Source organism: Candidatus Competibacteraceae bacterium (assembly GCA_016713505.1).
Taxonomy (GTDB): Bacteria; Pseudomonadota; Gammaproteobacteria; order Competibacterales; family Competibacteraceae; genus Competibacter_A.
In genome coordinates this window covers 883,874-908,868 of record JADJPA010000001.1, presented here as the reverse complement: position 1 = coordinate 908,868, position 24,995 = coordinate 883,874, and the positions used below count along the sequence as shown (strand labels likewise).

Sequence of the window (24,995 nt, the reverse complement as noted above, 5' to 3'; positions counted from 1 at the left end):
ACCCACACGATGGCCCTTTTAGAGTTTCTGGCCGCCTCTCAGGTTTTATGGATCATTCTGGCTGTCCTGCTGGGGTTGATGGTCGGCAGCTTTCTCAACGTCGTGATCCACCGCTTGCCGTTGATGATGGAGCGGCAATGGCGAGCACAATGCGCGGAGCTGTTCGGGCAGTCGGAACCGGAGCCGGCTTCCGGAAAACCGGCCTTGAGTTTGTGGGGACCACGTTCGCAATGCCCGCAATGCGGCCATTTGATCACGGCCGTGGAAAACATTCCGCTGTTCAGCTATCTCCGGCAAGGTGGCCGTTGCGCGCATTGTCGGGCCGCGATCAGCCTGCAATATCCGTTGGTGGAAGCCCTGAGCGGCTTTTTGGCCGGCATCGTCGCCTGGAAGTTCGGCTTCGGTTGGCCGGCGGCGGCGGCGCTGGCCTTCACCTGGATTCTGCTGGCGGCCAGCGCTATCGATTTCCGGCACCAGCTCTTGCCGGACGATCTGGTTTTACCCCTGCTGTGGCTTGGTTTGCTTGCGGCGTTGTTCGGGTTGTTCGCGCCCTTGCCCAGTGCGGTGGTGGGTGCTATGGCCGGTTACTTGTCGCTCTGGTCCGTCTATCAGGTTTTTCGCCTGTTGACCGGCAAGGAAGGCATGGGGCATGGCGATTTCAAGTTGCTCGCGGCGCTCGGGGCCTGGACGGGTTGGGAATATCTCGTCACCACCATCATTCTATCCTCGCTGGTGGGCGCGGTTTTCGGCTTGGCGTTGATCCTGTTCCGAGGTCGGGACCGACAGGTTCCCATGCCGTTTGGGCCATTTTTGGCGGCCGCCGGGTGGATCGCCTTGCTCTGGGGTGAAACGATCAATCGGGCTTACCTGCACTGGCTGGGAGTTTGAGCGTGTTGGTGGTCGGCTTGACGGGTGGTATCGGCAGCGGCAAGACGGCCGTCAGCGACCGGTTCGGGCATTATGGCGTCCCCGTTATCGATACCGACCAACTGGCTCGCGAACTGGTCGAACCCGGTCAGCCGGCGCTGGCGGAAATCGCGAAGGCTTTCGGACCGGCCTGTCTGGACGAACAGGGCCAGCTGCGCCGCGATCACCTGCGCGAGCGGGTTTTTGCCGATCCCGCAAGCCGCCGCCAACTGGAAGCGATCCTGCATCCCCGCATCCGGGCGGCCATGCAAGCGCGGGTCGCCGCTCTGGCCACGCCCTACTGTCTGGTGGTGATTCCCTTGCTGGTGGAAACCGGAATGAGGGAATTGGTGGATCGCGTTCTGGTGGTGGATGTATCTGAAATCGAGCAAATTCGCCGGGTCATGCGGCGTGACGAGATTTCCGAGGAACAGGCCCGCCGCATCCTAGCCGCGCAAGTCCGTCGCGACCGGCGGCTGGCTCTAGCGGATGACGTTTTGGAGAACACGGGCGATTTCGACGCGTTAAACCATCAAATCGCCGCCTTACACGAACGTTATCTGGCGCTGGCTTCGACCCGAGCCGCGTGAAGCAGTCATGACAGGCCCACGTCGGCAGCGGTGACCGATCCATCACACGCTTTCCAGTGGGTTGCCTAAAGACCGTCGTGCTTGCGAGTTATGCCGTGTCCCAAACCGTATGCTACGAACAACCGCTTAACGAGCGCGTTCGCGCGCTGCTGCGATTGGAATATCTGTTTCAGCAAGTGGACCATGCCATCGGCAGCCCTTCGGCCTGGGATACGCGCGTGGCGCTACAAGGTTTGTTCGACATTCTCGCTCTGAGCGGCCGCAACGAATTCAAGCGGGAGTTGCTCAAGGAACTGGACAGGCATGTCATGACCTTGGGTCGCTTGCGGCAAATGTCCGAGGTCGACACCGCCACGCTCGACCGCGTGCTGGTGGAAATCGGCGGGGCCATCAAGCAGATTCACTGTCAAGACCATCAAATGCAGGAAGCGATCCGCCAAACTGACTTTCTCAGCGTCGCGCGCGCCCGCAGCCACGTACCGGGCGGCTCTTGCCAATTTGACGTACCCGCTCTCCATCATTGGTTGGCATCAGACCATTCGGCGCGAGTGCGCCACTTGCGCGGATGGTTGACTCCCTTCGATCCCATGCGGGCGGCCATCACCCTGACCCTTCGCCTCATCCGCGACAGCGCCACGCCGAAACCGGAAATCGCCGTACAAGGCTTTTTCCAACGCACCCTCGACAGCGGGGCTCCGCACCAACTGATTCGGGTCTTCATACCGGCTGGCAGGCCGTGCTTTCCCGAAATCAGCGGCGGCAAACACCGCTTCACGATCCGCTTCTTGGATCAGCCCGATCCTAACGTGCGGGCGGTTCAGAACACGGCCGACGTCGCCTTCGAGCTCGCTTGCTGCGCGATTTGATCGCGTTCGACCAAGCGCGCGACGATCGGCGCATCGGCGGCGGGAAAGGCCAAGGTCTCCATATCCGTCGGACGGACCCAAAGTAGCGGCTGCCCTTCCCGGCCGTGCGGCTCACCTCGATAAGCCGTCACCCGCCAGACATCGAGCAGGACGGTTTTGTCGGTATAGGCATGGCGGACTTGCAACCAAGGCTCGGCGCTTTGTACGTCGATGCCGAGTTCTTCACGCAGCTCGCGCCGGAGCGCGGCCTCCGCCGTTTCAGAGCCTTCCATCTTACCGCCGGGAAATTCCCATAATCCGCCTTGATGGGCTCGATCGGGACGCCGGGCGATCAGCACCGCCCCAGCGGAATCGCGGATGATGCCCACCGCCACCCGCACGACCGGCGCGGCGGATTCGTTCACGTCCGATACTCCGCATTGATGCGAACGTAATCGAACGACAGATCGGTGGTCCAAATTCGCGCGGCGGCCCTACCGCGCCCGAGTTCGACCCGAATCGTGATCTCGGATCGCTGCATGACCTGCTGGCCCTGCTGCTCGGTATAGGCCGGAGCGCGGCCGCCGTCGCGGACGATGCACGCTTCGTCAAGATGAATGGCGACCTGCTCCAACCGCAAATCCGCCAAACCCGCTCTACCCACCGCCGCCAAAATTCGGCCCCAATTGGGATCGGAAGCGAAAAACGCCGTTTTGATCAGCGGCGAATGGGCGATGGTATAGGCGACCTGCCGGCACTCGGCCGTATCACGGCCCCCCTCGACCGCCACGGTGATGAATTTGGTGGCGCCCTCGCCGTCGCGGATGATCGCTTGCGCCAGTTCGATGCAGACCTCGCGGATCATGGCGGCGAATTGATCGCGCTCGGCCCCTGCGCCGGGTACGGTCACCCCCGCTTGCCCGGTCGCCAGCAGCACGCACGCATCGTTGGTGGAGGTATCGCCATCCACCGTGATCGCGTTGAACGAATCGGCGACCGCGGCAATCAAGACTTGCTGCAACAGCGCCCTGTCCGCGGCGGCATCGGTGGCGATGAAGGCCAACAGGGTCGCCATATCCGGTCGGATCATCCCCGCCCCCTTGGCGATTCCGGTCACGGTGACCTCGTGTCCGCCCAGCACCGCGCGTCGCGTTGCCCATTTAGGCCGGGTGTCGGTGGTCATGATGCCCTGCGCGGCATCGCGCCAACCCTCCGGCCGCAAGGTCGCTAGCGCCGCCGGCAAGCCCGCGAGCAGACGAGCCAGCGGCAAGGGTTCGCCGATGACACCGGTCGAAAAAGGCAGCACCTCCATCGGACGACAACCGGTTTGTTCGGCCAAGGCCCGACAGCTCGCCTCGGCATCCGCCAAACCCTGCTGGCCGGTGCCGGCGTTGGCGTTGCCGGTGTTGACCAGCAAATAACGGGGAGAAGCGGCGGCCAGATGCGCCCGCGCGACCGTGACCGGCGCGGCGCAAAACGCATTTTGAGTGAACGCGGCGGCCGCCTGCGTGCCGGCGGCGGCTTCGATCACCACCAGATCGCGGCGGTCAGGGTACTTGATGCCCGCGCAAGTGCTGCCCAGCCGGATACCGGCGACGGCAAGGGGTTCCATGGAGCCTCCCCCTAGTCCAATTGGCCGTGACAATGCTTGTATTTCTTGCCCGATCCGCACGGACACGGTTCGTTGCGGCCGACCTTGCGGCCTTCGCGCACGAACGGGATATGCGGTTCCGCCGAGCGGGTCTCGTCACCCGCGCCGCCTTCCGGCTCCGGCTCGCCCTCGGCCAATGCCGAGACTTCGGCATGTTCGAAGTGCAAGCTTGAAGGCGCGGGCTGGCGCGGCGCGGGAATCGGTTCCGGCTCGGTCTGAAACTCGGCGCGCACCATGAACCCGACCGCTTCTTGATGGATGCGTTGGACCAGCGCCTGAAACATCTCGAACGCTTCGCGCTTGTATTCCTGCTTGGGATTCTTCTGGGCGTAACCGCGCAGGTGAATGCCTTGGCGCAAATAGTCCATGGCGGCCAGATGCTCGCGCCAATGGGCGTCGAGCACTTGCAGCAGAACCGCCTTCTCGAACTGGCGCATCCACGGCGCGCCGACCAGGCTTTCCTTGCCGGCATAACTCTTTTCCAGCTCGGCATGGATGCGCTCGCGCAGCGGTTCTTCATGCAAATTGCTATCGGCTTCCAACCAGCTTTTAACCGGCAACGTCAAGCCAAATTCCTTAGCCAGGGCTTCCTCCAGACCTTCAACGTTCCATTGCTCTTCCAGGCTCTGCGGCGGGATGTAGGTGTCGATCGCTTGTTTGAGCACGTCGGCGCGCATGTTGGCGAGCGTCTCCGACACGTCCTGGGCTTCCATCAGCTCGTTGCGCCAAGCGTACATCACCTTGCGCTGGTCGTTGGCGACATCGTCGAATTCGAGCAAATTCTTGCGGATATCGAAGTTGTGGGCCTCGACCTTGCGCTGGGCGTTTTCGATGGCCTTGGTCACCCAGGGATGCTCGATGGCCTCGCCTTTCTCCATCCCTAATTTTTGCATCAACCCCGCCACCCGGTCGGAGGCGAAGATGCGTAATAAGTTATCCTCCAGCGCCAGATAGAAGCGGCTGGAACCCGGATCGCCCTGCCGGCCAGAACGGCCGCGCAGCTGGTTGTCGATGCGGCGCGACTCGTGGCGTTCGGTGCCGATCACGTGCAAGCCGCCGGCGGCCACCACCCGCTCGTGGCGCGTCTGCCAGTTCCGCTTCGCCTCTTCCAAGGCGGTTTCGGCGACCTCGGTTCCCATGGCCTTCAACTCGGCTTGCAGGTTGCCGCCGAGCACGATGTCGGTGCCGCGACCGGCCATGTTGGTGGCGATGGTGACGGTGCCGGGTTGGCCGGCTTGGGCGATGATTTCGGCCTCGCGCTCGTGCTGTTTGGCGTTCAGCACTTGATGGGCAATCTTCTCTTTATCCAGCAGCTCGGCGAGCAATTCCGACACTTCGATCGAAGTGGTGCCAACCAAGGTCGGCTGGCCGCGCTGGCGGCAGTCGCGAATGTCCGCCAGCACCGCCTCGTATTTCTCCTGCTGGGTCAGAAACACCAGATCGCCCATGTCCTTGCGGATCATCGGCAGATGGGTGGGCACCACCACCACTTCCAGCCCGTAAATTTGCTGGAATTCGAACGCTTCGGTATCGGCGGTGCCGGTCATGCCCGCCAGCTTTTGGTACAGGCGGAAGTAATTTTGGAAGGTAATCGAGGCCAACGTCTGATTCTCGGCCTGAATCGGCACCCGCTCCTTGGCTTCGATGGCCTGATGCAGGCCGTCCGACCAGCGCCGGCCGGGCATGGTGCGCCCGGTGAATTCATCGACGATGATGACCTCGCCACCGCGCACGATGTATTCCACGTCCTTGTGAAACAGGGAGTGCGCTCGCAAACAGGCGTTGAGATGGTGAAACACACCGAGGTTGGCGGCGTCGTACAAGCTTTCGTTGCCGTGCAACAGCCCGTTTTCCACCAGCAGATCCTCGACTTTCTGGTGGCCGTCCTCAGTCAGATAGACTTGTTTGGCCTTTTCGTCGACCCAGTAATCACCCGGTCCCTCCTGCTCTTGCTGGCGCGTCAATTTCGGGATGATCTCATCGACCCGGCGGTACAAGTCGGAACTTTCCTCGGCCGGCCCGGAAATGATCAAGGGCGTGCGCGCCTCGTCGATCAGGATCGAATCTACCTCATCGACCAGGGCATAATGCAGTGGCCGCTGCACCTTTTGCTCCAGCCCGAACGCCATGTTGTCGCGCAGGTAGTCGAAGCCGTATTCGTTGTTGGTGCCGTAGGTGATATCGGCTCCGTAAGCGGCCCGCTTTTCCTCGGGGTCCATCCCGGCCACCACCACCCCGACGCTCATGCCCAGGAAGGTGTAGATTTGCCCCATCCACTCGGAGTCGCGCCGGGCCAGATAATCGTTGACCGTGACCACGTGCACGCCCTTGCCGGTCAGGGCGTTGAGATAGACCGGCAGCGTCGCCACCAGCGTCTTGCCCTCGCCGGTGCGCATTTCGGAAATCTTGCCTTCGTGCAACACCATGCCGCCGATCAACTGCACGTCGAAATGCCGCATTTCCAGGGTGCGCTTGCTCGCTTCCCGCACCACGGCGAAGGCCTCGGGCAACAAGGCATCGAGTTTTTCACCCTGGGCCAACCGGCCCTTGAATTCGTCGGTCTTGGCGCGCAACTGCGCGTCGCTCAACGCCGCGATGGCGGGTTCCAGCGCGTTGATCCGATCCGCCACCTTGCGCATGGGGCGCAGCACACGGTCGTTACGGCTACCAAACAAGGTTTTCAGAATGTTCATCAATCGGGAGCCTTTCCTTCGTCGCTCGAATAAACTCGAATAAACGGGCGAAATCATACCTCAGCAGCGGGATTTTTGCCCGAGGCGCGGCCTTGAAAGCCGGCCCTAAAAATAAAAACGGCTTTCCGGTTGAGGGCCGGAAAGCCGCTCTGACAGTCCAGACGAATGGATGAATTTTAACTCAAAACGTTCTCAGCGGGTCGCCTGAGCCGGTTGCAGGTAGGAAATCGGCACTTGTCGCTCGTCGCTGAAGGTCACTTCCTCCCAAGCGCTCCGGTCGGCCAGCAGGGTGCTCAGCAGCCGGTTGTTGAGGGCGTGACCGGATTTATAACCGTTAAAGGCGCCGATCAGACTGCGGCCCAGTAAGTAGAGATCGCCGATGGCGTCCAGAATCTTGTGCTTGACGAATTCGTCATCGTAACGCAGCCCGTCTTCGTTGAGGATTCGATAATCGTCCACCACGATGGCGTTGTCGAGGGTGCCGCCCAAGGCTAGCCGACGCTCCCGCAGGTATTCGAGATCGCGCATGAAACCGAAGGTGCGCGCCCGGCTGACTTCCTTGACGAAAGAGGTGGTCGAAAAATCCACCGCCGCATGTTGGTTGCGCCCCTTGAACAGCGGATGGTCGAAGGCGATGGTGAATTCCACTTTGAAACCGTCGAACGGATCGAAACGCGCCCACTTGTCGCCCTCTTCGGCCATGACTGGGCGCTTGATGCGAATGAAGCGCTTGGGCGCGTGCTGCTCCTCGATACCCGCCGACTGAATCAAAAAGACGAACGGCCCGGCGCTGCCGTCCATGATTGGCACCTCGGCGGCGCTCACGTCCACATAAGCGTTATCGATGCCCAGCCCCGCGAAGGCCGACAGCAAGTGCTCGACCGTGGAGATGCGCGTTTTGCCCTTGACCAGCGACGTGGACAGTTGGGTGTCCCCGACGTTCTGCGGGCACGCCTTGATTTCGACCGGCTCCGGCAAGTCAACCCGCCGGAACACGATGCCAGCGTCAGGCGCCGCCGGCCGCAACGTCAAATAGACCTTATCGCCAGTATGCAGGCCGACGCCGGTCGCCCGAATGGCATTTTTCAAGGTTCGTTGCCTAATCATGTCAGGTCTCCCAACACGTCGATTGAACTGGAGCATGGTGCCTTGGAGCGCCGCGTCAATGCGCTACCACATTTCCCCGGACCGGCCAGCCCTTCGACCGGGCGGTAGCCATTTCTCAGCTTCAGGCGTCGCGATCAAGATACCACAGTCCGTCGTTAATCCGCAACTTTTGTTTCCCAATTGCAACTAACGGTGTTGTTAAGTTGAGAAACCTTTAGCGCCAGCGCTCAACGCGACCGGAGTTCGGAACGAGCGGCAACAGCCCTTTCAAAACTCCGGTCGTCCGACCGACATATTTCACACAACCGGCGGGCTTCTCAGTCCGCTTGACGGCGCAAAAAGGCCGGGATATCCAAATACTCCAGTTCGTCGGCTCGCTCCCGCTCGCTCAAGCCGTCGCCGACCGCTTTCTGTCGGACGCTGGACCGATCGCCGCGAAAGTGCGGCTCGCTGACATCGCCTTGCTGGCGCAGCAGCTTGAAGGGCGGCGTCGCGGCCTCCTTTTCCTTGACTCCGGCCTGCTTGGCCGGAACGCCCTGCCCGATCCCGGTCGCCACGATGGTGACGCGCAGTTCATTGTGCATTTCGGGATCGATCGCCGTACCCACCACCACGGTGGCGTCGTCGGAGGCCAGCTCCTTGATGGTGTTGCCGACTTCCTCGAACTCGCCGATAGTCAGATCCATGCCCGAGGTGATGTTGACCAGCAAACCCTTGGCACCGGACAAATTGACGTTTTCCAACAGCGGGCTGGCGATGGCCGCTTCGGCGGCTTCGCGAGCCCGCCCGTCGCCGACCGCCCGACCGGTCCCCATCATCGCCATGCCCATTTCCGCCATCACGGTGCGTACATCGGCAAAATCGACATTGATCAAGCCCGGCCGGGTGATCAGTTCGGCGATGCCTTGCACGGCTCCCAGCAACACATCGTTGGCGGCCTTGAAGGCATCCAGCAAGCTGGCGCCCTTGCCCAACACGGTCAGTAGCTTCTCGTTGGGAATGGTGATCAGCGAATCCACGGTTTCGCCGAGTTCCCGGATGCCGCGCATCGCCACTTCCATCCGCTTCTTGCCCTCGAACGGAAACGGCCGGGTGACCACCGCCACGGTCAGAATGCCCATTTCCTTGGCGAGCTGCGCCACCACCGGCGTGGCCCCGGTCCCGGTGCCGCCGCCCATGCCGGCGGTGATGAACACCATGTCGGCGCCCTGCAACACCTCCCGGATGCGCTCGCAATCCTCCTGGGCGGCTTGCCGGCCGACATCGGGGTTGGCCCCCGCCCCCAAGCCCTTGGTGATGTTGGCCCCCATCTGCAAGGTGATGGGCACCGTACAGGTCTTGAGCGCTTGGGCGTCGGTGTTGGCGCAAATGAAATCGACCCCCTCGACGCTGGCGCTCAGCATGTGCTGAACGGCGTTGCTGCCGCCGCCACCCACACCGATGACCTTGATCACTGCGTTTTCCGTCTTTGCATCCATCAGCTCAAACATAATGGCTTCTCCTCCAATTGATGATTGGCAAACCTGATTGATCCCCGATCCAAAACACCCGCAAACCCTAAAAATTCCCCTGAAACCAACTCTTCATCCGCGCCCACAACCCCTTGCGGCCCGCGCGCGATATCGGACTCGGCCTGATCGGCCGGTTTTCGTTACCAAACAACAACAAGCCCACCGCGGTGGCGTAGACCGGATTGCGCACCACGTCCGGCAAGCCCACCACGTCCTGGGGAAACCCCAGCCGCACCGGCAGGTGTAAGATGTCTTCGGCCAGTTCCACCACGCCGTCCATCTTGGAGCTGCCGCCGGTCAGCACCACGCCGGCCGCGATCAAATTCTCAAAACCGCTGCGCTGGAGCTCCGCTTGCACCAGTTCGAAAAATTCCTCGTAGCGCGGCTCCACCACCTCGGCCAGCGCATGGCGCGAGAGCGAGCGCGGCGCGCGGTCGCCGACGCTGGTCACGTCGATCCGTTCGTCTTGGCGCGCCAGTTGCCGCAGGCAGCAGGCGTGTTTGAGCTTGATCTCCTCGGCCGCCTGCGCCGGCGTGCGAAAGGCCACGGCGATGTCGTTGGTCACCTGATCGCCGGCGATGGGGATGACGGTGGTATGGCTGATCGCGCCGTGGGTGAACACTGCCAGATCGGTGGTGCCGCCGCCGATATCCACCAAGCAAACGCCCAGCTCTTTTTCATCCTGGGCCAGCACCGCCCGGCTGGACGCGAGTTGCTGCAAGATGATGTCGTCGACTTCCAAGCCGCAGCGCTGCACGCATTTGACGATGTTTTGCGCGGCGCTGACCGCGCCGGTGACGATGTGGACCCGTGCTTCCAGCCGCACGCCGGACATGCCGACCGGATCTTGAATCCCTTCCTGGTTGTCGATGATGAATTCCTGGGGCAAGATGTGGAGGATTTTCTGATCCGCCGGAATCGCCACCACCCGCGCGGCTTCCATCACCCGCTCCACATCCTCGGCGGTCACCTCCTGATTCTTGATCGCGGTAACCCCGTTGGAATTGAAGCCCCGAATGTGGCTGCCGGAAATGCCGGTATATACCGAATCGATCCGGCAGTCGGCCATTTGCTCGGCCGCCTCAACCGCGCGCTGGATCGACTGCACGGTGGATTCGATGTTGACCACCACGCCCTTCTTCAGCCCTCGCGACGGATAAGAACCGATGCCGACCACCTCGATGGTGTTGTCGGGGCTCACCTCACCGACGATAGCCACCACTTTCGAGGTGCCGATATCGAGTCCGACGATCAAATTTTTCTCTTCTTTTTTGGACATCACCGCTCCGTTGCCGCCGCTTAACCCGCCGTCGGGACCGCACGATCCGCTTTCCAGCGCACGGCGAACCCGTTGACATAGCGCAAATCCACTATCGCAATCCGGTCGATCTGGGCAGCCAACAAGCGCGGGTAAACGCGCGCCAAGCGTTGGAGCCGCTGCTCGAATTGCTCGCGTCCCACATACACCTCAAGGCCGTTTTCGAAGGTCAGCCACCACGCCCGCCGCTCGTCCTGCACCAGCCGCACCAACTTCAGCCCCAGCGGATCGAGCAAGGCGCGCGCGGCCCGATACGTCTCGATCAACATTTTTTCATGGCCGTCCGGGCCGGAAAGCTTCGGCCAAGGGCCTGGTTGGCGCACCACGGTCGGTCGGAACCGAACGCCGTTGACATCCACCATCTCGCGCTGCCCCCAATAGCCGAAGGCAATTCGCTCGCGCAGCTTGATTTCCACCGTGTCCGGCCACCCGCGCCGCACCGAAACGTCTTCGATCCACGGGTTGACCACCAGCGCCGCATTCAAATCATCCAGGTTGGCCACAAAAAAATTCTGGCCCACATACGTGCTGGCAACGGCGTTGAAATCCGCCTCGACCAAGTTGCGCAACTCACCGTCGACGCGCACCTGCCGCAATGGAAAAGCGCCCGGTTCGCGCAGTTTCTGGCTGCCGGTTTGCAAGCCGTAGCCGACCGCCGCGAACACCAGCGCCACCCCCAGCCAGCGCAGCGGCGGTCCCCACACCGCTTTCCACTGGCCGCGAGTGTCCGCAGGCTCGCGTTTCAGCGAGGTCGCGCCCCGGCGGCGGCGTTTTTGTCCGAACCGCACGGCGCGCTCACTCCGCCCGCGACAGGCTGGTTTCCAGAATGCGCCAGACCAGCGCTTCGAAATTCACGCCGGTCGCCCGCGCCGCCATCGGCACCAGACTGTGATCGGTCATACCGGGTACGGTATTGACCTCCAACAACCAAGGCTGGCCCTGTCCGTCCACCAGCAAATCCACTCGCCCCCAGCCGTAACCCCCCACCGCCGCATAAGCCCGGCGCACCAGCTCCCGCAACTCCGCCTCTCGGGCTGCGGGCAGACCGCAGGGGCACAGGTAACGAGTATCGTCAGCGTGGTATTTGGCTTCGTAGTCGTAAAACGCCCGCGGCGTCTCCAGGCGGATCAGCGGCAGGGCTTCACCCTGCAACACCGCGCCGGTGTATTCCTGGCCCACAATCCACGGCTCGACCAGCACCGGCGAATCGCAGGCGGCGGCGCGTTCCCACGCCCCCGACGCCTGGCTGGCTTCGTCGACCCGGCTGATGCCGATGCTGGAACCCTCGCGCGACGGCTTCACCGCCAGCGGCAAGCCCAGCTCGCCGGCGGCGGCGGCCAGTTCGCCCGCGCTGTCAACCCTGCGATAAGGCGGCGTCGGCAGGCCCATGCCCAGCCAAAGCTGCTTGGTGCGCAACTTATCCATGCCCAGCGCCGAGGCCAGCACGCCGCTGCCGGTGTAAGGGATGCCCAGCATTTCCAAGGCGCCCTGAACGACGCCATCCTCCCCGCCGCGGCCGTGCAGGATGATGAAGGCCCGATCGAATTTTCCGGCGGCCAACGCGTTCAAAACCGCGCGGTCGGCGTCGATACCGTGGGCGTTCACCTCGCGCGCCCGCAGCGCCGCCAGCACCGCCGCGCCGCTTTTGAGCGAAACCTCCCGTTCCGCCGACCAGCCGCCCATCAACACCGCCACCTTGCCGAAAGCCGCCGGATCGGTCACTGTCGTCTGCTGTATCTGTTGCATCCGCTCCTCCCACGCTCGCCCGCCCGAAGATATACGCTCGCCGCGCCGCTTTCAGCTCAGCGCCCGCCCGCCAGTCCGTCGCGGCCCAGCTGCACCGCCATTGCTCCGATGTCGCCCGCGCCCATCATCAGGAGCAAGTCGCCATCGCGCAGCAGTCCGGGTAACACCGCCGGCACTTCGCCAGTCTGTCCGACGAACACCGGATCGACCTTGCCCCGAGTTCGGATCGCCCGGCTCAGGCTGCGGCCGTCCGCGCCCGGAATCGGCTTCTCACCGGCGGGGTACACGTCCAACAGGATCAAGGTATCGACCTCGGACAGCACCAGGGCGAAGTCATCGAACAGATCGCGGGTCCGACTGTAGCGATGCGGCTGAAACGCCAGCACCAGCCGCCGTTGCGGCCACGCGCCGCGCAAGGCCGCCAGCACCGCCTGAATTTCCCGCGGATGATGGCCGTAATCGTCCATCACGGTGACGCGGCCGCCGTCGGGCAACAGCAGTTCGCCGTGCTGCTGGAAGCGCCGGCCGATGCCCTGGAAATTCTGTAGGGCGCGACGGATGGCGGTTTCCGAAACGCCCAGCTCGTGCGCGACCGCCAGCGCGGCCAAGGCGTTCAACACGCTGTGCCGGCCCGGCAGGTTCAAGGTGATCGGCAAGGGCGACTTCAGATTGGGCAAATGGGCCAGGAACCGAGTCCGCAAGCCTTCTTGAACGATATCGGTCGCGCGGGCGTCACAATCGTCGCCGGTGCCGTAGGTCAGCACCGGCCGGCTCAGGCGCGGCAAGATCGAGCGCACCTGCGGATCGTCGGCGCACAGCACCGCCAAGCCGTAAAACGGCAGATGGTGGAGGAACTCGATGAAAGTCTCGCGCAGCCGCTCGAAATCGCCGCCATAGGTCGGCAAATGGTCGGCGTCGATGTTGGTCACCACCGCCACCATCGGCTGCAAGAACAGGAACGAGGCATCGCTCTCGTCGGCTTCCGCCACCAGATAGCGGCCGCCGCCGAGCCGGGCATTGGCGCCGGCGCTGTTCAGGCGACCGCCGATGACGAAAGTCGGGTCCAAGCCACCTTCGGCCAGCAGGCTGGTGATCAGGCTGGTGGTCGTGGTCTTGCCGTGGGTGCCGGCGACCGCGATGCCGTAGCGAAACCGCATCAGTTCGGCCAGCATCTCGGCGCGCGGCACGACGGGCACCCGCGCCGCCCGCGCCGCCACCACCTCGGGATTGTCCTCGGCGACCGCGCTGGAAATCACCACGACATCACAACCGGCCACATGCTCGGTTCGGTGCCCCTGGCGGATCGTCGCGCCCAATTGGGCCAAACGGGCGGTGACCGGGCTGGTTTTAAGATCGGAGCCGGAGACGCTATAGCCCAAATTCAGCAGCACCTCGGCGATGCCGCTCATGCCGGCGCCGCCGATGCCGACAAAGTGAATGTGCCGGATCCGGCGCATGTCGCGCCAAGCTTCGGGAATCGCCGCCAGACTGGGTTTGCCCATTTCGTCGTCTCTCATCTCATCCATCGGGGTATCCATCGCTCAAGTGCGCGCCTGTTCCAGACACGCGGTCGCCACCCGTTCGGCGGCTTCGATCCTTGCCAATCCTCTGGCCGCTTCGGCCATGCCCAGCAGGCGGGGGCGATCACCCAACAGCGCGCCCAGCAACTCGGCCAAGTTTTGCGCGGTCAGCTCCGCCTGCTGGCGGATCAGCGCCGCCCCACCCTGCTCCAAATAACGCGCGTTGGCGGTTTGATGGTCGTCCACCGCGAACGGAAACGGCACCAGCACCGACCCGACTCCCGCCGCCGCCAGTTCGGCGACGGTCAGCGCGCCGGCCCGGCATAACACCAGGTCAGCCCAGCTGTAAGCCTCCGCCATCTCCTCGATAAACGGCGTCAACCGCGCGGTCACGCCCGCCTCCCGGTAAGCGGTTTCCGCGGTTTCGTGCAAGCGGCCCCCCGCCTGATGCCAGACCTCCGGGCGGTGTGCTTCCGCGAGCGACGCCAAGGCTTGCGGCACCAGCTGGTTCAACGCCAGAGCGCCCTGGCTGCCGCCGACCACCAACAGGCGGGGGCGGCCGGCGCGACCGGCCAAGCGCGCGGCGGGCGGCGGCAACGCCGCGATGCGCTGCCGGACCGGATTGCCGACTGTCAGCGCGCGCCGCGCGCTCGGAAAGGTCGCCGGAAACGCCTCCAACACGCGATCGGCGACCCGCGCCAGCCAGCGGTTGGTCAGTCCCGCGATGGCGTTTTGCTCGTGCACCACCAACGGAATGCCCAGCGAGCGGGCCACCATGCCGCCGGGCCCGCTGGCGAACCCCCCCATGCCGAGCACCACGCGCGGGCGCAGGCGGCGCAAGATCGCTCCGGCCTGCCACACCGCGCGTCCCAGCATCAACGGCATTCCCAACAACCGGCCCATGCCCTTGCCGCGCAACCCAGCGACACCGATCCATTCGATGGGGATGCCCGCTTTCGGAACCAGCGTCGCTTCCAGACCGCGCCGGGTTCCCAGCCACACCACCGGCAAGCCGCGCTCGCGCAACCGCTCGGCCACCGCCAGCGCCGGAAATACGTGGCCGCCCGTGCCGCCGGCCATGATCAATACCGGTCGGGCTGCGTTCATTCGCCGCGCACTCCCCCGGCGCGGGTTTCCACATCGATGCGCAGCAGCACCGCCAGGGTCACGCACATCACCACCACGCTGCTGCCGCCGTAGCTCATCAACGGCAAGGTCAAGCCCTTGGTCGGCAGCACGCCCATGTTGACGCCCATGTTGAACAGCGCCTGTAGGCCGAGCCAGAGTCCGATGCCGTAAGCCAGATACGCCGAGAACAGCAGGTCCAGGCGTTCGGCCCGCCACGCGATCTCAAACGCCCGCCAGACCAGGATCATGAACAAGGCGATGACCGCCATGATCCCGGTCAGACCCAATTCCTCGGCCAGCACGGCGAACAGAAAATCGGTATGGGCTTCCGGCAGATAAAACAGTTTTTGCACGCTCTGCCCCAAACCGACCCCGAACAACTCGCCGCGACCGATGGCGATCAGCGACTGCGCCAGCTGATAGCCCTTGCCGAACGGATCGTCCCAAGGTCTTAGGAAGCTCAGCACCCGATCCTGGCGGTAGGGTGAAGACAGGATCAGCACCGCCATGACCGCCGCCGTTCCCGCCTGCAAGGCTCCGAACTGCCAGAGGTTGACCCCGGCCAGAAACACCATGCCCAGCGCGGTCGCCATCAGCACCACCACGCTGCCAAAATCCGGCTCCAGCAGCAGCAGCACCGCGAAGACCGCCAGCACCCCCATCGGTCGGGCCAGCGCCAGCGCCGAGGTTTTAAAATCCGCCGTCTGCAATTGCGCGCCGTGGCGTTTGAGATAGCCCGCCACGTAGATCAGGGCGAACAGCTTGGCGATTTCCGAAACCTGGACATTGATGGGGCCCACGCCAATCCAGCGGATACTGCCGTTGACTTCCTTACCGACGCCGGGGATCAGCACCAAGACCAAGAGCCCCAGCGCCGCCACCAATAACACCGGTCCGAACCGCCGCCAGCGCGCCATCGGCACCTGAAACACGATGCCGGCCGCCAGCAAGCCGGCCAGCGCGAACGACGCTTGGCGGATCAGAAAATGAAACGGTTGCCCCTGACCGGTTTTCGGATTGACGCCGATCGGGATCGAGGCCGAAGCCACCATCAGCAAACCCAGCACCAGCAACAACAACGCCGGAATCAGAATCCACAGATCGGGAAACGGCAACGCGCCGCGCCGCTCGCCAGCGCTCGGCAAACGGCCGCGGTCGCCCTGAACGGCGGTAGCGCTCAGCATCCGGCCAACTTCCGCACGGCGGCGGCAAACACCGCGCCGCGTTCCTCGTAACCGCTGAACATGTCGAAGCTGGCGCAGGCCGGCGACAACAGCACGCTGTCCCCGGCCTGCGCGCATTGTGCCGCCTGACGCACGGCCTGCTCCATGTCGGCCGCCCGTTGCAGCGGCACGCTGTCGCCCAACGCGGCGGCGATCAAGGGGGCATCGCGGCCGATCAACACCACCGACCGGGCCTTGTCGGCCAACGCTGCCCGCAGCGGCGAAAAATCCTGGCCCTTGCCGTCGCCACCGGCGATCAGCACCACCCGACCCGACAGACCGCGCACCGCCGCCACCGTCGCGCCGACGTTGGTACCCTTGGAATCGTCGAACCAACGCACGCCGGCCCGCTCCAGCACCAAGGTGGTGCGATGCGCCAGTCCGGCGAATTCCCGCAGCGCCGCCAGCAGCGCCGCGCGCGGCCACCCCAGCGCGTGACCCATGGCCAGCGCCGCCAGCGCGTTGGCCAGATTGTGCTCGCCGCTGATCTTCAGTTCCGAGGCCGCGATCCAAGGCTCGGCGCCGCGCGCCAGCCAGCTCTCCCCGGCGCGCTGACGCAGGCCGAAATCACCTTCATTCGGCTCGGCCAAGGTGAAACGCACGACCTGCCGGCCCGGTTCGGCCATCGCCGCGACCGTCGGGTCGTCGGCGTTGAGCACCATTACCCCGTCGCCCCGAAAAATCCGGCGCTTGGCGGCGATGTAATCGTCCAGCGTAGCGTAGCGATCCATGTGGTCGGGGCTGATGTTCAACACCGCCGCCACCCGCGCGTTCAGGCTGAACGTGGTTTCCAGCTGGAAGCTCGACAGCTCCAATACGTAGGCATCGAGCGGCTTGGCGGCGTTCGCGCCTTTTTCTTGCGCCAGCCACAACTCCAGCGCCGGAGTGCCCAGATTGCCGCCGACCGCCGCTGCTATCCCGGCGCGTTGCGCCATCTCGCCCAGTAAGGTCGTGACCGTGCTCTTGCCGTTGGAACCGGTGATGGCCGCCACCGGGACGTGGGTCAGGCGGGCCAGCAATTCGATGTCGCCCCAGACCGGCACGCCCTGTTGCGCCGCCGCGGCGATGGCCGGGGTGGCGACGGCCACGCCGGGACTGACCAGCAAGCGCGCCGCTTTCGCCAACAACGCGGGATCGAACTCACCCAGCTGGAGCGGCACGGTTGGAAATTCCGCGCGCAAGTCCGCCAGTCCCGGCGGATCAAACCGGCTATCGGCCACCGTGACGGCGGCATCCAGCGCCATCAACGCTCGCGCCGCGGACAAGCCGCTTTTGCCGAGTCCGACCACCAGCGTGGTTCCGCGCAATGACAACATCCGCGCGTCTCCTCCTAGCGAATTTTCAGCGTTGACAAGCCGACCAGCACCAGAATGATGGTGATGATCCAAAACCGGACGATCACCCGGGGCTCCGGCCAACCCTTGAGTTCGAAATGGTGGTGCAACGGGGCCATCCGAAAAATCCGCCGGCCGGTCAATTTAAAGGAGCCGACTTGCAGGATGACCGATACGGTCTCCATGACAAACACGCCGCCCATCACAAACAGCACCAGCTCCTGCCGGACCACCACTGCAATGACGCCTAGCGCCGCGCCCAGCGCCAGCGCGCCGACATCGCCCATGAACACCTGCGCCGGATAGGCGTTGAACCAGAGGAAGCCCAAGCCGGCGCCGACCATCGCGCCGCAGAACACCATGACCTCCCCGGCGCCCACCACGTAAGGAATATCGAGATAGCCGGCGAAGATGCGGTTGCCGGAGGCATAGCAAAATACGGCCAGCGCGCCGGCCACCATGACGGTCGGCACGATGGCCAAACCGTCCAAGCCATCGGTGAGATTGACGGCGTTGCTGGAACCGACGATGACAAAGTAGGTGAGCGGGACGAACAGCCATCCGAGATTCAAGGCGACATTCTTGAAAAACGGCACGATCAATTGGGTCTCGATGGGAGCCTGAGCGGTAAAAAACAGCAGCAGCGCCGCCGCCAAACCGACGCCGGATTGCAAGGAATATTTGGCCCGCGCCGACAATCCTTTCGAATTGCGCAGGATCAATTTCTTGTAGTCGTCCGCCCAACCGATGGCGCCGAAAGCCAGCGTCGTCAGCAACACGATCCAGACATAATGATTGCGCGGGTCAGCCCACAGCACCGTGGCGATGGCGATGGCGACCAAAATGAGCGCGCCGCCCATGGTCGGAGTGCCGGCTTTCGACAGATGGCTTTTCGGCCCATCCTGGCGAACCTGCTGGCCGATCTGATAGTGGCTCAAGCGCTCGATCATGACCGGTCCGACGATGAGCGAGATCAGCAGCGCCGTCAGGGTTCCCAAGATCCCCCGCAGCGTCAAATACTGGAAGACATTGAATCCCGTATAGAAATTATTGGCCAACCATTCAGCCAGCAACACCAGCATCAGCCGTGTCCCTCCGGGTTGATCGTCCCACCACCGGCCTCCACCAACGCCGTCACCACGCGCTCCATCTTCATGCCGCGCGAGCCCTTGACCAGGATCACCGCCGCTTCACCGCCGCTTTTAAGGTCAGCCGCCAAGGTCGCGATCAAGGCCTCCATCTCCATGAAATGCCGGCCGCCGCCAAAGGCGGCCACCGCCGCCCGGCTGTGCTCGCCGAGTCCATAAAGACGCTCGAAGCCGGCGGCGCGGGTGTCCTTGCCGGATTGCGCGTGCAAATCGTCCGCCGCTGGTCCCAGTTCCCACATATCGCCCAGCACCAACCATTTGCGGCCGGGCTCGCCGCCTATCGCGCTCAACGCGGCGGCGAGCGAGGCCGGGTTGGCGTTGTAGGCGTCGTGGATGACCGCGCCGCCGTGCCGGCCGCGCAAGCGTTGCAGCCGACCGCCGACACCTTGGAGATTTTCCAGACCCCGGCGCACCTCTTCCAGGTTGGTGCCGACCGCCGTGGTCGCCGCCGCCGCCGCCAGGGCGTTCATCACGTTATGGCGACCCGGCAACGGCAACCGAATCTCGATATCCTCGGCGCCGACCCGCAGCCGGAAACGGTTGGTGGTCGCATCGAGCACCCGACCCCCCACCATGGCATGCTGGTTCAAACCGAACTCGACGATCCGCCGCCCTTTATTCAGGCCCACCCAGTAATCGGCGTAAGGATCGTCACGATTGATGACCGCCACGCCATCCGCATCGAGCCCCTGAAAAATCTCACCCTTGCCGCGGGCCACGCCGGCCACGTCGCCGAAGCCCTCCAAATGGCAGGGACCGGCATTGTTGACGAGCGCCGCATCGGGTTGGACCAAGCCGGTCAGATAGGCGATCTCGCAAGGGTGGTTGGCGCCCAGCTCGACCACCGCGTAGGCGTGCTCTCGACCCAAACGCAACAGCGTCAGCGGTACCCCGATGTCGTTGTTGAGATTGCCTTCGGTCGCCAGGGTCGGCCCCCGCGTCCGCAGGATCGAGGCGACCATCTCCTTGACCGTGGTCTTGCCGTTGCTGCCGGTCAGCGCGATCACGGGCCCGGCGAACCGCTCGCGCCAGGCCGCTCCCAATTGACCCAGCGCCAACAAGGTATCGGTCACCCGCAATTGCGGCAGCGGATCGCCCATCACCCGCCGGCTGACCAGCGCGGCACAAGCGCCTTGCTCCCGCGCGGCGGCGATAAAGTCGTGGCCGTCAAAATGAGGGCCGACCAAGGCGACGAACAAGGCCCCCACCGGCAGGCGTCGGCTGTCGGTGCTCACTTCGCTGAAGGGGGCATCCGCGCCGGACAGCTCGCCCTTCAGCAACCGGGCAGCGTCCTGCAAGCGCATGGACGAGAACGTATCAATCATTCAGGCGGCCTCATCCTGAGAGTTGGAAAACAAACACTGGCGCACGACCGCACGGTCGCTGAACGGCAATCGTTCCGTACCCACGATTTGGTAATCCTCGTGCCCTTTACCGGCGATCAGCACGATATCACCCGCCCCGGCGTCGGCGAGCGCCCGCTCGATGGCGGCCCGCCGGTCGCGGATTACCGTCACCGCGTCCGGCTGGCGCAACCCAGCCAGAATATCCCGGACGATTCGGCCCGGCTCTTCGGTCCGGGGATTGTCGTCGGTCACGATCACCCGATCGGCCAGGCGTTCGGCCACCGCGCCCATCAGCGGCCTCTTGCCGGGATCGCGGTCGCCGCCGCAGCCAAACACGCACCACAAGCGCACGCCGCCATGCTCCCGCAAGGTGTGTAGCACCTGTTCGAGCGCGTGCGGCGTGTGGGCGTAGTCCACCACCGCCGACGGCTGCCCGTTCGCGCCGCCCAGCCGCTCCATCCGACCCGGTACCGTCGCCGTCAGCGCCACCCGCGCCAGCGCTTGCGAAAACGGTATGTCCAGCACCAACAGCGCCGCCAGCGTCGCCAGCACATTGCTGGCGTTGAACCGACCCAGCAAGCCGACCTGCAATTCGCCATCGCCCCAGGACGAACGAACCCGCATTCGCAAACCGGCCGGCGTCAGCTCCAAGGCCTCACCCCAGACGAAGTGCGCCGCTCGTCCCAGCCGCTCGCCGAGACCATAACCGACCACGGTTTGCGAATCTGGCAACTCGGCGGCGAGGTCGCGACCGAAGCTATCGTCCAGATTCAGCACGCTCCAGCGCGGTCGATGCTGCAAAAACAGCTGGCGCTTGGCTGCCGCGTAGGCCGCCAGGCTTCCGTGATAATCCAGGTGATCTCGCGTGAGATTGGTCAATACCGCCGCCGCGAACTCCACTCCGTTGACCCGGCCCTGCTCCAAAGCGTGCGAGGAGACCTCCATCACCGCGCAACGCCGGCCGTCGGCGACCAGCCCCGCCAGCCAGCGCTGCACCGCCAGCGGCTCCGGCGTGGTGTGCGGGGATGGCTCCGTTTGACCGTAGACGCCGGCGCCCAGCGTGCCGAGAATGCCGCAGGGTCCCGAATCGCCCGCGCCGAGCGCCTGGGCGATGAAATGGGCGCAAGAAGTCTTGCCGTCGGTGCCGGTGAGACCGACCACCCGCAGGCGCCGCGCAGGCTCGCCGTAATAGCGGGCGATGATCGGCCCCAGCTTCTGGCGTAACTCCGGAACCGCCACTAGCGGCATCCCTCGTTCGGTCGCCAGCAACGGCCCCTGGTAAGGTGGCTCCCAGACAATCGCGGACGCTCCGGCTGCTTCGACCGCCCGAAGGAACTCCAAGCCGTGCCGGTTCCCGCCGCGCAAGGCGAAAAACACCTCGCCCGCTCGCAGCACGCGGCTGTCGGTGGCCAAGCCGGCCAGCGGCCGCCCGGCCAACTCCGCCGGCACGGCAGCATAGCCCGCCAACAGTTCGCCCAGCGTCAGCGCCATGATGGGCCTCACGGCACCACGCTAACCGTCGGAACCGTTCCGGCGATCTTCATGGACGGCATGTCGTCTGGGGTGATGTTCATGATCCGCAACACCCCGCCCATGGTCTTGCCAAACACCGGCGCCGCCACCGTGCCGCCGTAATAAGCTCCGCTTTTGGGTTCGTCGATGATGATGGCCATCACCAGCCGGGGGGCGCTGGCCGGCACCATACCAGCGAACAGCGAGAAATAGCGGTCGCTGGCGTAACGACCGTTGACGATCTTATGGACGGTGCCGGTCTTGCCGGCCACTTGATAACCAGGGACCGAGGCCTTGAGACCGGTTCCTTCCTTGCTCACCGCCTCCTCCAGCATCGCCCGCACCTGCCGCACCGCGCGGGCCGACAACAGCCGCCGCTCCTCGGACGGATCGGGCGGTCGCTCGCGCTTCAAGATGGTCAGCGGCCGCCGGACGCCGTCCGCCGCCAAGACGATATAGGCTTGAGCCAGTTGCACCATGTTAACGGAAAGCCCGTACCCGAACGAATGATTGGCAAGACCGATATCGCTCCATTGATTGAAGTGATGCAGCACGCCCGCCTGCTCGCCGATCAGCCCGATGCCGCTTTGAGCGCCAAAACCGATGTTCTTGTACAGCTGCCACAAGCGTTCCGCCGGCATCGACAACGCGATGATGCTGGTGCCGACGTTACTGGATTTGCTGATGACGCGCGTGACGTCGATAGTCTTGTAGTTGTGCGTGTCGCGCACCAGATAACGGCCTACCTTGAGAGTCCCCGGCGCGGTGTTGATCAAGCTGTGGGGGCTCCATTTGCCGCTCTCCAGCCCCAAGGCGACCGTGAAAGGCTTCAACGTCGAACCCGGTTCGTAGACGTCGGTGATCGCCCGGTTGCGGAGCAATTCCCCGCGCAGCGAGCGACGGTTGTTGGGATTGGTCGCCGGTTGATCGACCATCGCCAGGATCTCGCCGGTTTGCACGTCCGCGATCACCGCCGAACCGGCGCTGGCCCGGTTTTCCATGACCGCGGTCTTGAGCGCGCGATACGCCAGATATTGCAACCGTCGGTCGATACTGAGCACCACCGGCTTGCCGGGTTGCGGGGCGCGGATATTTTCCACATCCTCCACCACCTGACCCATCCGATCCTGGATCACTCGCTTGTTGCCAGGGATGCCGCGCAGTTGAGCATCGAAGGTTTTTTCCAATCCTTCCTGGCCGGCGTCGTCGATATCGGTGAAGCCCAGCAAATGAGAAGTGACCTCGGCGTCGGGGTAGTAGCGCCGATATTCGCGCTTTGAGTACACGCCAGGAATCTTGAGCGCCAGAATCTGCTGGGCCAGACCCGGCGCTAGATGCCGGCGTAAATACAGGAACTGACGGTCGTCGTTTTCCGCCAGCTTCTGCTCCAATTCCCCGGCTTGCAATCCGAGCAAACGGGCCAGCACCGGCCAGCGTTCGCGCTGTTGCAACAATTGTTGCGGCTGCGCCCAAATCGAATCGACCGGCGAGCTGACCGCCAGCGGTTCGCCGCTGCGATCCAGGATCATGCCGCGGTGGGCCGGCACCTCGACCACGCGCAAAAAGCGCTCCTTGCCCTGCTCTTGCAAAAAGTCGTTATGCACCAGTTGCAGGTAGGCAGCGCGCGCGATCATGGCGCCGGCCCCCGCCAGTAACAGCCCCACCACCAAGCGATGACGCGCCGCCAGCGGCAGGTGCGCACGCGTCATCCGTGGCGGCCTTTTCAACAATGCCGTAAGCGGAAATTTAGTCATGGGGCTTGATGTAGAGAACGTCGGCGGGGTCAGGGATCAGCATATTCAGGCGGCGGCGCGCCTTGTCCTCAATGGCGGCGTCCATGAGCAGGGTGCTCTGTTCCAGTTGTAACGCTTCCCATTCCACATCGAGGCTGTCCCGTTCCGCTTGCAATTTCTGCAACTGTATAAAAAATTGCCGGTTGAGATGGCGCGTGTACACCACCCCGACCCCCGACCCCAAAACGGCGCCGGCCAATAGGAGGATCACTAATAACGGACCCTTCACCCGAGCCGTTCCGCCACGCGCAATATCGCGCTGCGGGCGCGCGGGTTGCGCGCGACTTCTTGCGCCGTGGGTCGGATGGTCCGACCCACCCGACGCAGGGTCGCCCCTTCCGGCAGTCCCGCCACCGGCAAATCCAGCGGCAGCTCCCGACCTCGCGCCTGCTCTCGCAGGAAGCGCTTGGCTATCCGATCTTCCAATGAATGAAAGCTGATCACCGCCAATCGTCCTCCGGGCGCCAACGCCTGAACCGCTTGCGGCAACACCGCCCGCAACTCACTCAATTCTTCGTTGACCGCAATCCGCACCGCCTGAAAAGTCCGAGTCGCCGGATGTTTTCCCGGCTCGCGGGTCGGAACGGCGGCGGACACGATCTTCGCCAAGCGCCCGGTCGTGGTGATGGCGGTGTGCTGGCGAGCCGCCACGATGGCGCGGGCGATCCGCCGGTGAAACCGTTCCTCACCAAATTCCACGAGCACTCGTTCCAAGTCCTGCTCAGTCGCTTTATTAATCCACGCAACCGCACTGTCGCCGCAGCTCGGGTCCATCCGCATATCCAACGCACTATCCTGCATGAAGCTAAAACCGCGCTCTGGGTCGTCCACCTGTGGGGAAGACACGCCCAAATCGAGCAAGACGCCGTGTATCCGGCCCAACAGGCCGCGCTCGGCGATAATAGGAGCCAATCGGCCGAAGCGGGTTCGAACGAACTGAAACCGCGCATCGGTCCCAAATTCGGCGCTCGCCCAGCGCTCGGCCGCCGGGTCCCGATCCAGCGCCAGCACTGACCCGGCCGGCCCCAACCGCGCCAAAATGGCCGCCGTATGTCCTCCCCGGCCGAAGGTGGCATCCACATAACGCCCGTCCGCCTGAATCGCCAGCGCATCCAGCGTCTCGTCCACCAGAACCGGGCGATGAGGCGACAATGCTCGCGCCATGCTCAGAAGGCCAGCGCATCCAAATCCGGCATGGCGTCGCCATCATCATCGTCGCTGTCCAGCGCTGAATCGCGCCACGCGCACCAAGTCGCCTCGTTCCAAATTTCAAATTTATTGCCCTGCCCCACCAGCACGACCCGCTTTTCAAGCCCCGCGAACTCCCGCAACGGAGCCGGCAGCAAAATGCGTCCGCCCGCATCTAGCCCGCATTCTTCGGCATGTCCCAACAGCAAGCGCTTCAAAGCTCGGGCGCGTTTGTTGGTGCTGGAAAGTTGGATCAGCTTGCGTTCGATGTCTTCCCAGACGTTCAGGGGATATAGCAGGAGGCAGCGGTCACGGTCGATCGTCAGCACCATTTGGCCATCACCGGTTTCCAACAATCGCTGGCGATAAGCAGTCGGCACTGACAGACGGCCCTTGTTATCGAGCGATAATTGATGGATTCCTCGGAACAACGATG

At 64.0% G+C, this 24,995-nt stretch carries 22 protein-coding genes; 3 read left to right on the top strand and 19 right to left on the bottom strand.

Annotated elements, in window-relative coordinates:
- Nucleotides 1–9: 9 nt before the first annotated feature.
- The 3 genes from IPK09_04175 (at nt 10) to zapD (ending at nt 2,362) form a co-directional block, all read left to right on the top strand.
- Entirely contained in the window at nt 10–888 is an 879-nt protein-coding gene (locus tag IPK09_04175; protein ID MBK7982813.1) for a prepilin peptidase, read from the top strand.
- 2 nt (nt 889–890) lie between these two features.
- Nucleotides 891–1,496, top strand: a complete 606-nt coding sequence (locus IPK09_04170; protein ID MBK7982812.1) for a dephospho-CoA kinase — start codon at nt 891–893, stop codon at nt 1,494–1,496.
- A 95-nt stretch (nt 1,497–1,591) separates the two neighbouring features.
- The gene (gene zapD / locus IPK09_04165; GenBank protein MBK7982811.1) at nt 1,592–2,362 is read left to right on the top strand and encodes a cell division protein ZapD; all 771 of its coding nucleotides are present in this window, start codon (nt 1,592–1,594) and stop codon (nt 2,360–2,362) included.
- Here the strand turns inward: zapD and mutT are convergent.
- The 19 genes from mutT to mraZ form a co-directional block, all read right to left on the bottom strand.
- Nucleotides 2,314–2,742, bottom strand: coding sequence for an 8-oxo-dGTP diphosphatase MutT (gene mutT, locus IPK09_04160; GenBank protein ID MBK7982810.1), 429 nt, complete (start codon nt 2,740–2,742; stop codon nt 2,314–2,316). The genes zapD and mutT overlap by 49 nt on opposite strands.
- 20 nt (nt 2,743–2,762) lie before the next feature.
- A complete protein-coding gene (argJ, locus tag IPK09_04155) occupies nt 2,763–3,953 on the bottom strand; it encodes a bifunctional glutamate N-acetyltransferase/amino-acid acetyltransferase ArgJ (GenBank protein MBK7982809.1) in 1,191 nt (396 codons plus the stop codon).
- Nucleotides 3,954–3,964: 11 nt separating this feature from the next.
- Nucleotides 3,965–6,688 (bottom strand): preprotein translocase subunit SecA, encoded by a 2,724-nt coding sequence (secA, locus tag IPK09_04150; protein ID MBK7982808.1) that lies wholly within the window; start codon nt 6,686–6,688, stop codon nt 3,965–3,967.
- A 189-nt stretch (nt 6,689–6,877) separates the two neighbouring features.
- Entirely contained in the window at nt 6,878–7,792 is a 915-nt protein-coding gene (locus IPK09_04145) for a UDP-3-O-acyl-N-acetylglucosamine deacetylase (GenBank protein MBK7982807.1), read from the bottom strand.
- A gap of 317 nt (nt 7,793–8,109) precedes the next feature.
- Entirely contained in the window at nt 8,110–9,282 is a 1,173-nt protein-coding gene (gene ftsZ / locus IPK09_04140) for a cell division protein FtsZ (GenBank protein ID MBK7982806.1), read from the bottom strand.
- Between the two features lie 67 nt (nt 9,283–9,349).
- Nucleotides 9,350–10,582 carry a cell division protein FtsA gene (gene ftsA / locus IPK09_04135; GenBank protein MBK7982805.1) on the bottom strand — a complete coding sequence of 411 codons (1,233 nt, stop codon included), beginning with the start codon at nt 10,580–10,582 and terminating at the stop codon, nt 9,350–9,352.
- A gap of 20 nt (nt 10,583–10,602) precedes the next feature.
- A complete protein-coding gene (locus IPK09_04130) occupies nt 10,603–11,409 on the bottom strand; it encodes a cell division protein FtsQ/DivIB (protein MBK7982804.1) in 807 nt (268 codons plus the stop codon).
- Between the two features lie 7 nt (nt 11,410–11,416).
- The gene (locus IPK09_04125) at nt 11,417–12,367 is read right to left on the bottom strand and encodes a D-alanine--D-alanine ligase (protein ID MBK7982803.1); all 951 of its coding nucleotides are present in this window, start codon (nt 12,365–12,367) and stop codon (nt 11,417–11,419) included.
- 56 nt (nt 12,368–12,423) lie between these two features.
- Nucleotides 12,424–13,869, bottom strand: coding sequence for a UDP-N-acetylmuramate--L-alanine ligase (gene murC, locus IPK09_04120; GenBank protein ID MBK7982802.1), 1,446 nt, complete (start codon nt 13,867–13,869; stop codon nt 12,424–12,426).
- A gap of 39 nt (nt 13,870–13,908) precedes the next feature.
- Nucleotides 13,909–14,994, bottom strand: a complete 1,086-nt coding sequence (murG, locus tag IPK09_04115) for an undecaprenyldiphospho-muramoylpentapeptide beta-N-acetylglucosaminyltransferase (protein ID MBK7982801.1) — start codon at nt 14,992–14,994, stop codon at nt 13,909–13,911.
- A complete protein-coding gene (ftsW, locus tag IPK09_04110; protein MBK7982800.1) occupies nt 14,991–16,199 on the bottom strand; it encodes a putative lipid II flippase FtsW in 1,209 nt (402 codons plus the stop codon). The genes murG and ftsW overlap by 4 nt, the downstream gene beginning before the upstream one ends.
- On the bottom strand, nt 16,193–17,554 hold the full coding sequence (locus IPK09_04105; GenBank protein MBK7982799.1) for a UDP-N-acetylmuramoyl-L-alanine--D-glutamate ligase: 1,362 nt from the start codon (nt 17,552–17,554) through the stop codon (nt 16,193–16,195). The genes ftsW and IPK09_04105 overlap by 7 nt, the downstream gene beginning before the upstream one ends.
- Nucleotides 17,555–17,568: 14 nt before the next feature.
- Nucleotides 17,569–18,654: a phospho-N-acetylmuramoyl-pentapeptide-transferase gene (locus IPK09_04100; protein MBK7982798.1), complete on the bottom strand. Its 1,086-nt coding sequence runs from the start codon at nt 18,652–18,654 to the stop codon at nt 17,569–17,571.
- The gene (locus IPK09_04095; GenBank protein ID MBK7982797.1) at nt 18,654–20,045 is read right to left on the bottom strand and encodes a UDP-N-acetylmuramoyl-tripeptide--D-alanyl-D-alanine ligase; all 1,392 of its coding nucleotides are present in this window, start codon (nt 20,043–20,045) and stop codon (nt 18,654–18,656) included. Before IPK09_04095 ends, IPK09_04100 begins: the two co-directional genes overlap by 1 nt.
- Nucleotides 20,046–21,557 (bottom strand): UDP-N-acetylmuramoyl-L-alanyl-D-glutamate--2,6-diaminopimelate ligase, encoded by a 1,512-nt coding sequence (locus IPK09_04090; GenBank protein ID MBK7982796.1) that lies wholly within the window; start codon nt 21,555–21,557, stop codon nt 20,046–20,048.
- An 8-nt stretch (nt 21,558–21,565) separates the two neighbouring features.
- Nucleotides 21,566–23,287, bottom strand: a complete 1,722-nt coding sequence (locus IPK09_04085; GenBank protein ID MBK7982795.1) for a penicillin-binding protein 2 — start codon at nt 23,285–23,287, stop codon at nt 21,566–21,568.
- Nucleotides 23,288–23,324: 37 nt separating this feature from the next.
- Nucleotides 23,325–23,600 carry a cell division protein FtsL gene (gene ftsL, locus IPK09_04080; protein ID MBK7982794.1) on the bottom strand — a complete coding sequence of 92 codons (276 nt, stop codon included), beginning with the start codon at nt 23,598–23,600 and terminating at the stop codon, nt 23,325–23,327.
- Entirely contained in the window at nt 23,597–24,535 is a 939-nt protein-coding gene (gene rsmH, locus IPK09_04075) for a 16S rRNA (cytosine(1402)-N(4))-methyltransferase RsmH (protein MBK7982793.1), read from the bottom strand. The genes ftsL and rsmH overlap by 4 nt, the downstream gene beginning before the upstream one ends.
- A gap of 2 nt (nt 24,536–24,537) precedes the next feature.
- Entirely contained in the window at nt 24,538–24,990 is a 453-nt protein-coding gene (mraZ, locus tag IPK09_04070) for a division/cell wall cluster transcriptional repressor MraZ (GenBank protein MBK7982792.1), read from the bottom strand.
- Nucleotides 24,991–24,995: the final 5 nt, after the last annotated feature.

What these genes read in the sequence shown, in the direction of transcription:
- ftsW (MBK7982800.1), bottom strand. Translation starts at nt 16,199, where the DNA reads ATGCTGAGCGCTACCGCCGTTCAGGGCGACCGCGGCCGTTTGCCGAGC.
- murC (MBK7982802.1), bottom strand. Translation starts at nt 13,869, where the DNA reads ATGGGCAAACCCAGTCTGGCGGCGATTCCCGAAGCTTGGCGCGACATG.
- argJ (MBK7982809.1), bottom strand. Translation starts at nt 3,953, where the DNA reads ATGGAACCCCTTGCCGTCGCCGGTATCCGGCTGGGCAGCACTTGCGCG.
- IPK09_04105 (MBK7982799.1), bottom strand. Translation starts at nt 17,554, where the DNA reads ATGTTGTCATTGCGCGGAACCACGCTGGTGGTCGGACTCGGCAAAAGC.
- ftsZ (MBK7982806.1), bottom strand. Translation starts at nt 9,282, where the DNA reads ATGTTTGAGCTGATGGATGCAAAGACGGAAAACGCAGTGATCAAGGTC.
- IPK09_04125 (MBK7982803.1), bottom strand. Translation starts at nt 12,367, where the DNA reads ATGCAACAGATACAGCAGACGACAGTGACCGATCCGGCGGCTTTCGGC.
- rsmH (MBK7982793.1), bottom strand. Translation starts at nt 24,535, where the DNA reads ATGGCGCGAGCATTGTCGCCTCATCGCCCGGTTCTGGTGGACGAGACG.
- IPK09_04100 (MBK7982798.1), bottom strand. Translation starts at nt 18,654, where the DNA reads ATGCTGGTGTTGCTGGCTGAATGGTTGGCCAATAATTTCTATACGGGA.
- ftsA (MBK7982805.1), bottom strand. Translation starts at nt 10,582, where the DNA reads ATGTCCAAAAAAGAAGAGAAAAATTTGATCGTCGGACTCGATATCGGC.
- IPK09_04145 (MBK7982807.1), bottom strand. Translation starts at nt 7,792, where the DNA reads ATGATTAGGCAACGAACCTTGAAAAATGCCATTCGGGCGACCGGCGTC.
- IPK09_04090 (MBK7982796.1), bottom strand. Translation starts at nt 21,557, where the DNA reads ATGGCGCTGACGCTGGGCGAACTGTTGGCGGGCTATGCTGCCGTGCCG.
- IPK09_04095 (MBK7982797.1), bottom strand. Translation starts at nt 20,045, where the DNA reads ATGATTGATACGTTCTCGTCCATGCGCTTGCAGGACGCTGCCCGGTTG.
- IPK09_04085 (MBK7982795.1), bottom strand. Translation starts at nt 23,287, where the DNA reads ATGACGCGTGCGCACCTGCCGCTGGCGGCGCGTCATCGCTTGGTGGTG.
- IPK09_04175 (MBK7982813.1), top strand. Translation starts at nt 10, where the DNA reads ATGGCCCTTTTAGAGTTTCTGGCCGCCTCTCAGGTTTTATGGATCATT.
- murG (MBK7982801.1), bottom strand. Translation starts at nt 14,994, where the DNA reads ATGAACGCAGCCCGACCGGTATTGATCATGGCCGGCGGCACGGGCGGC.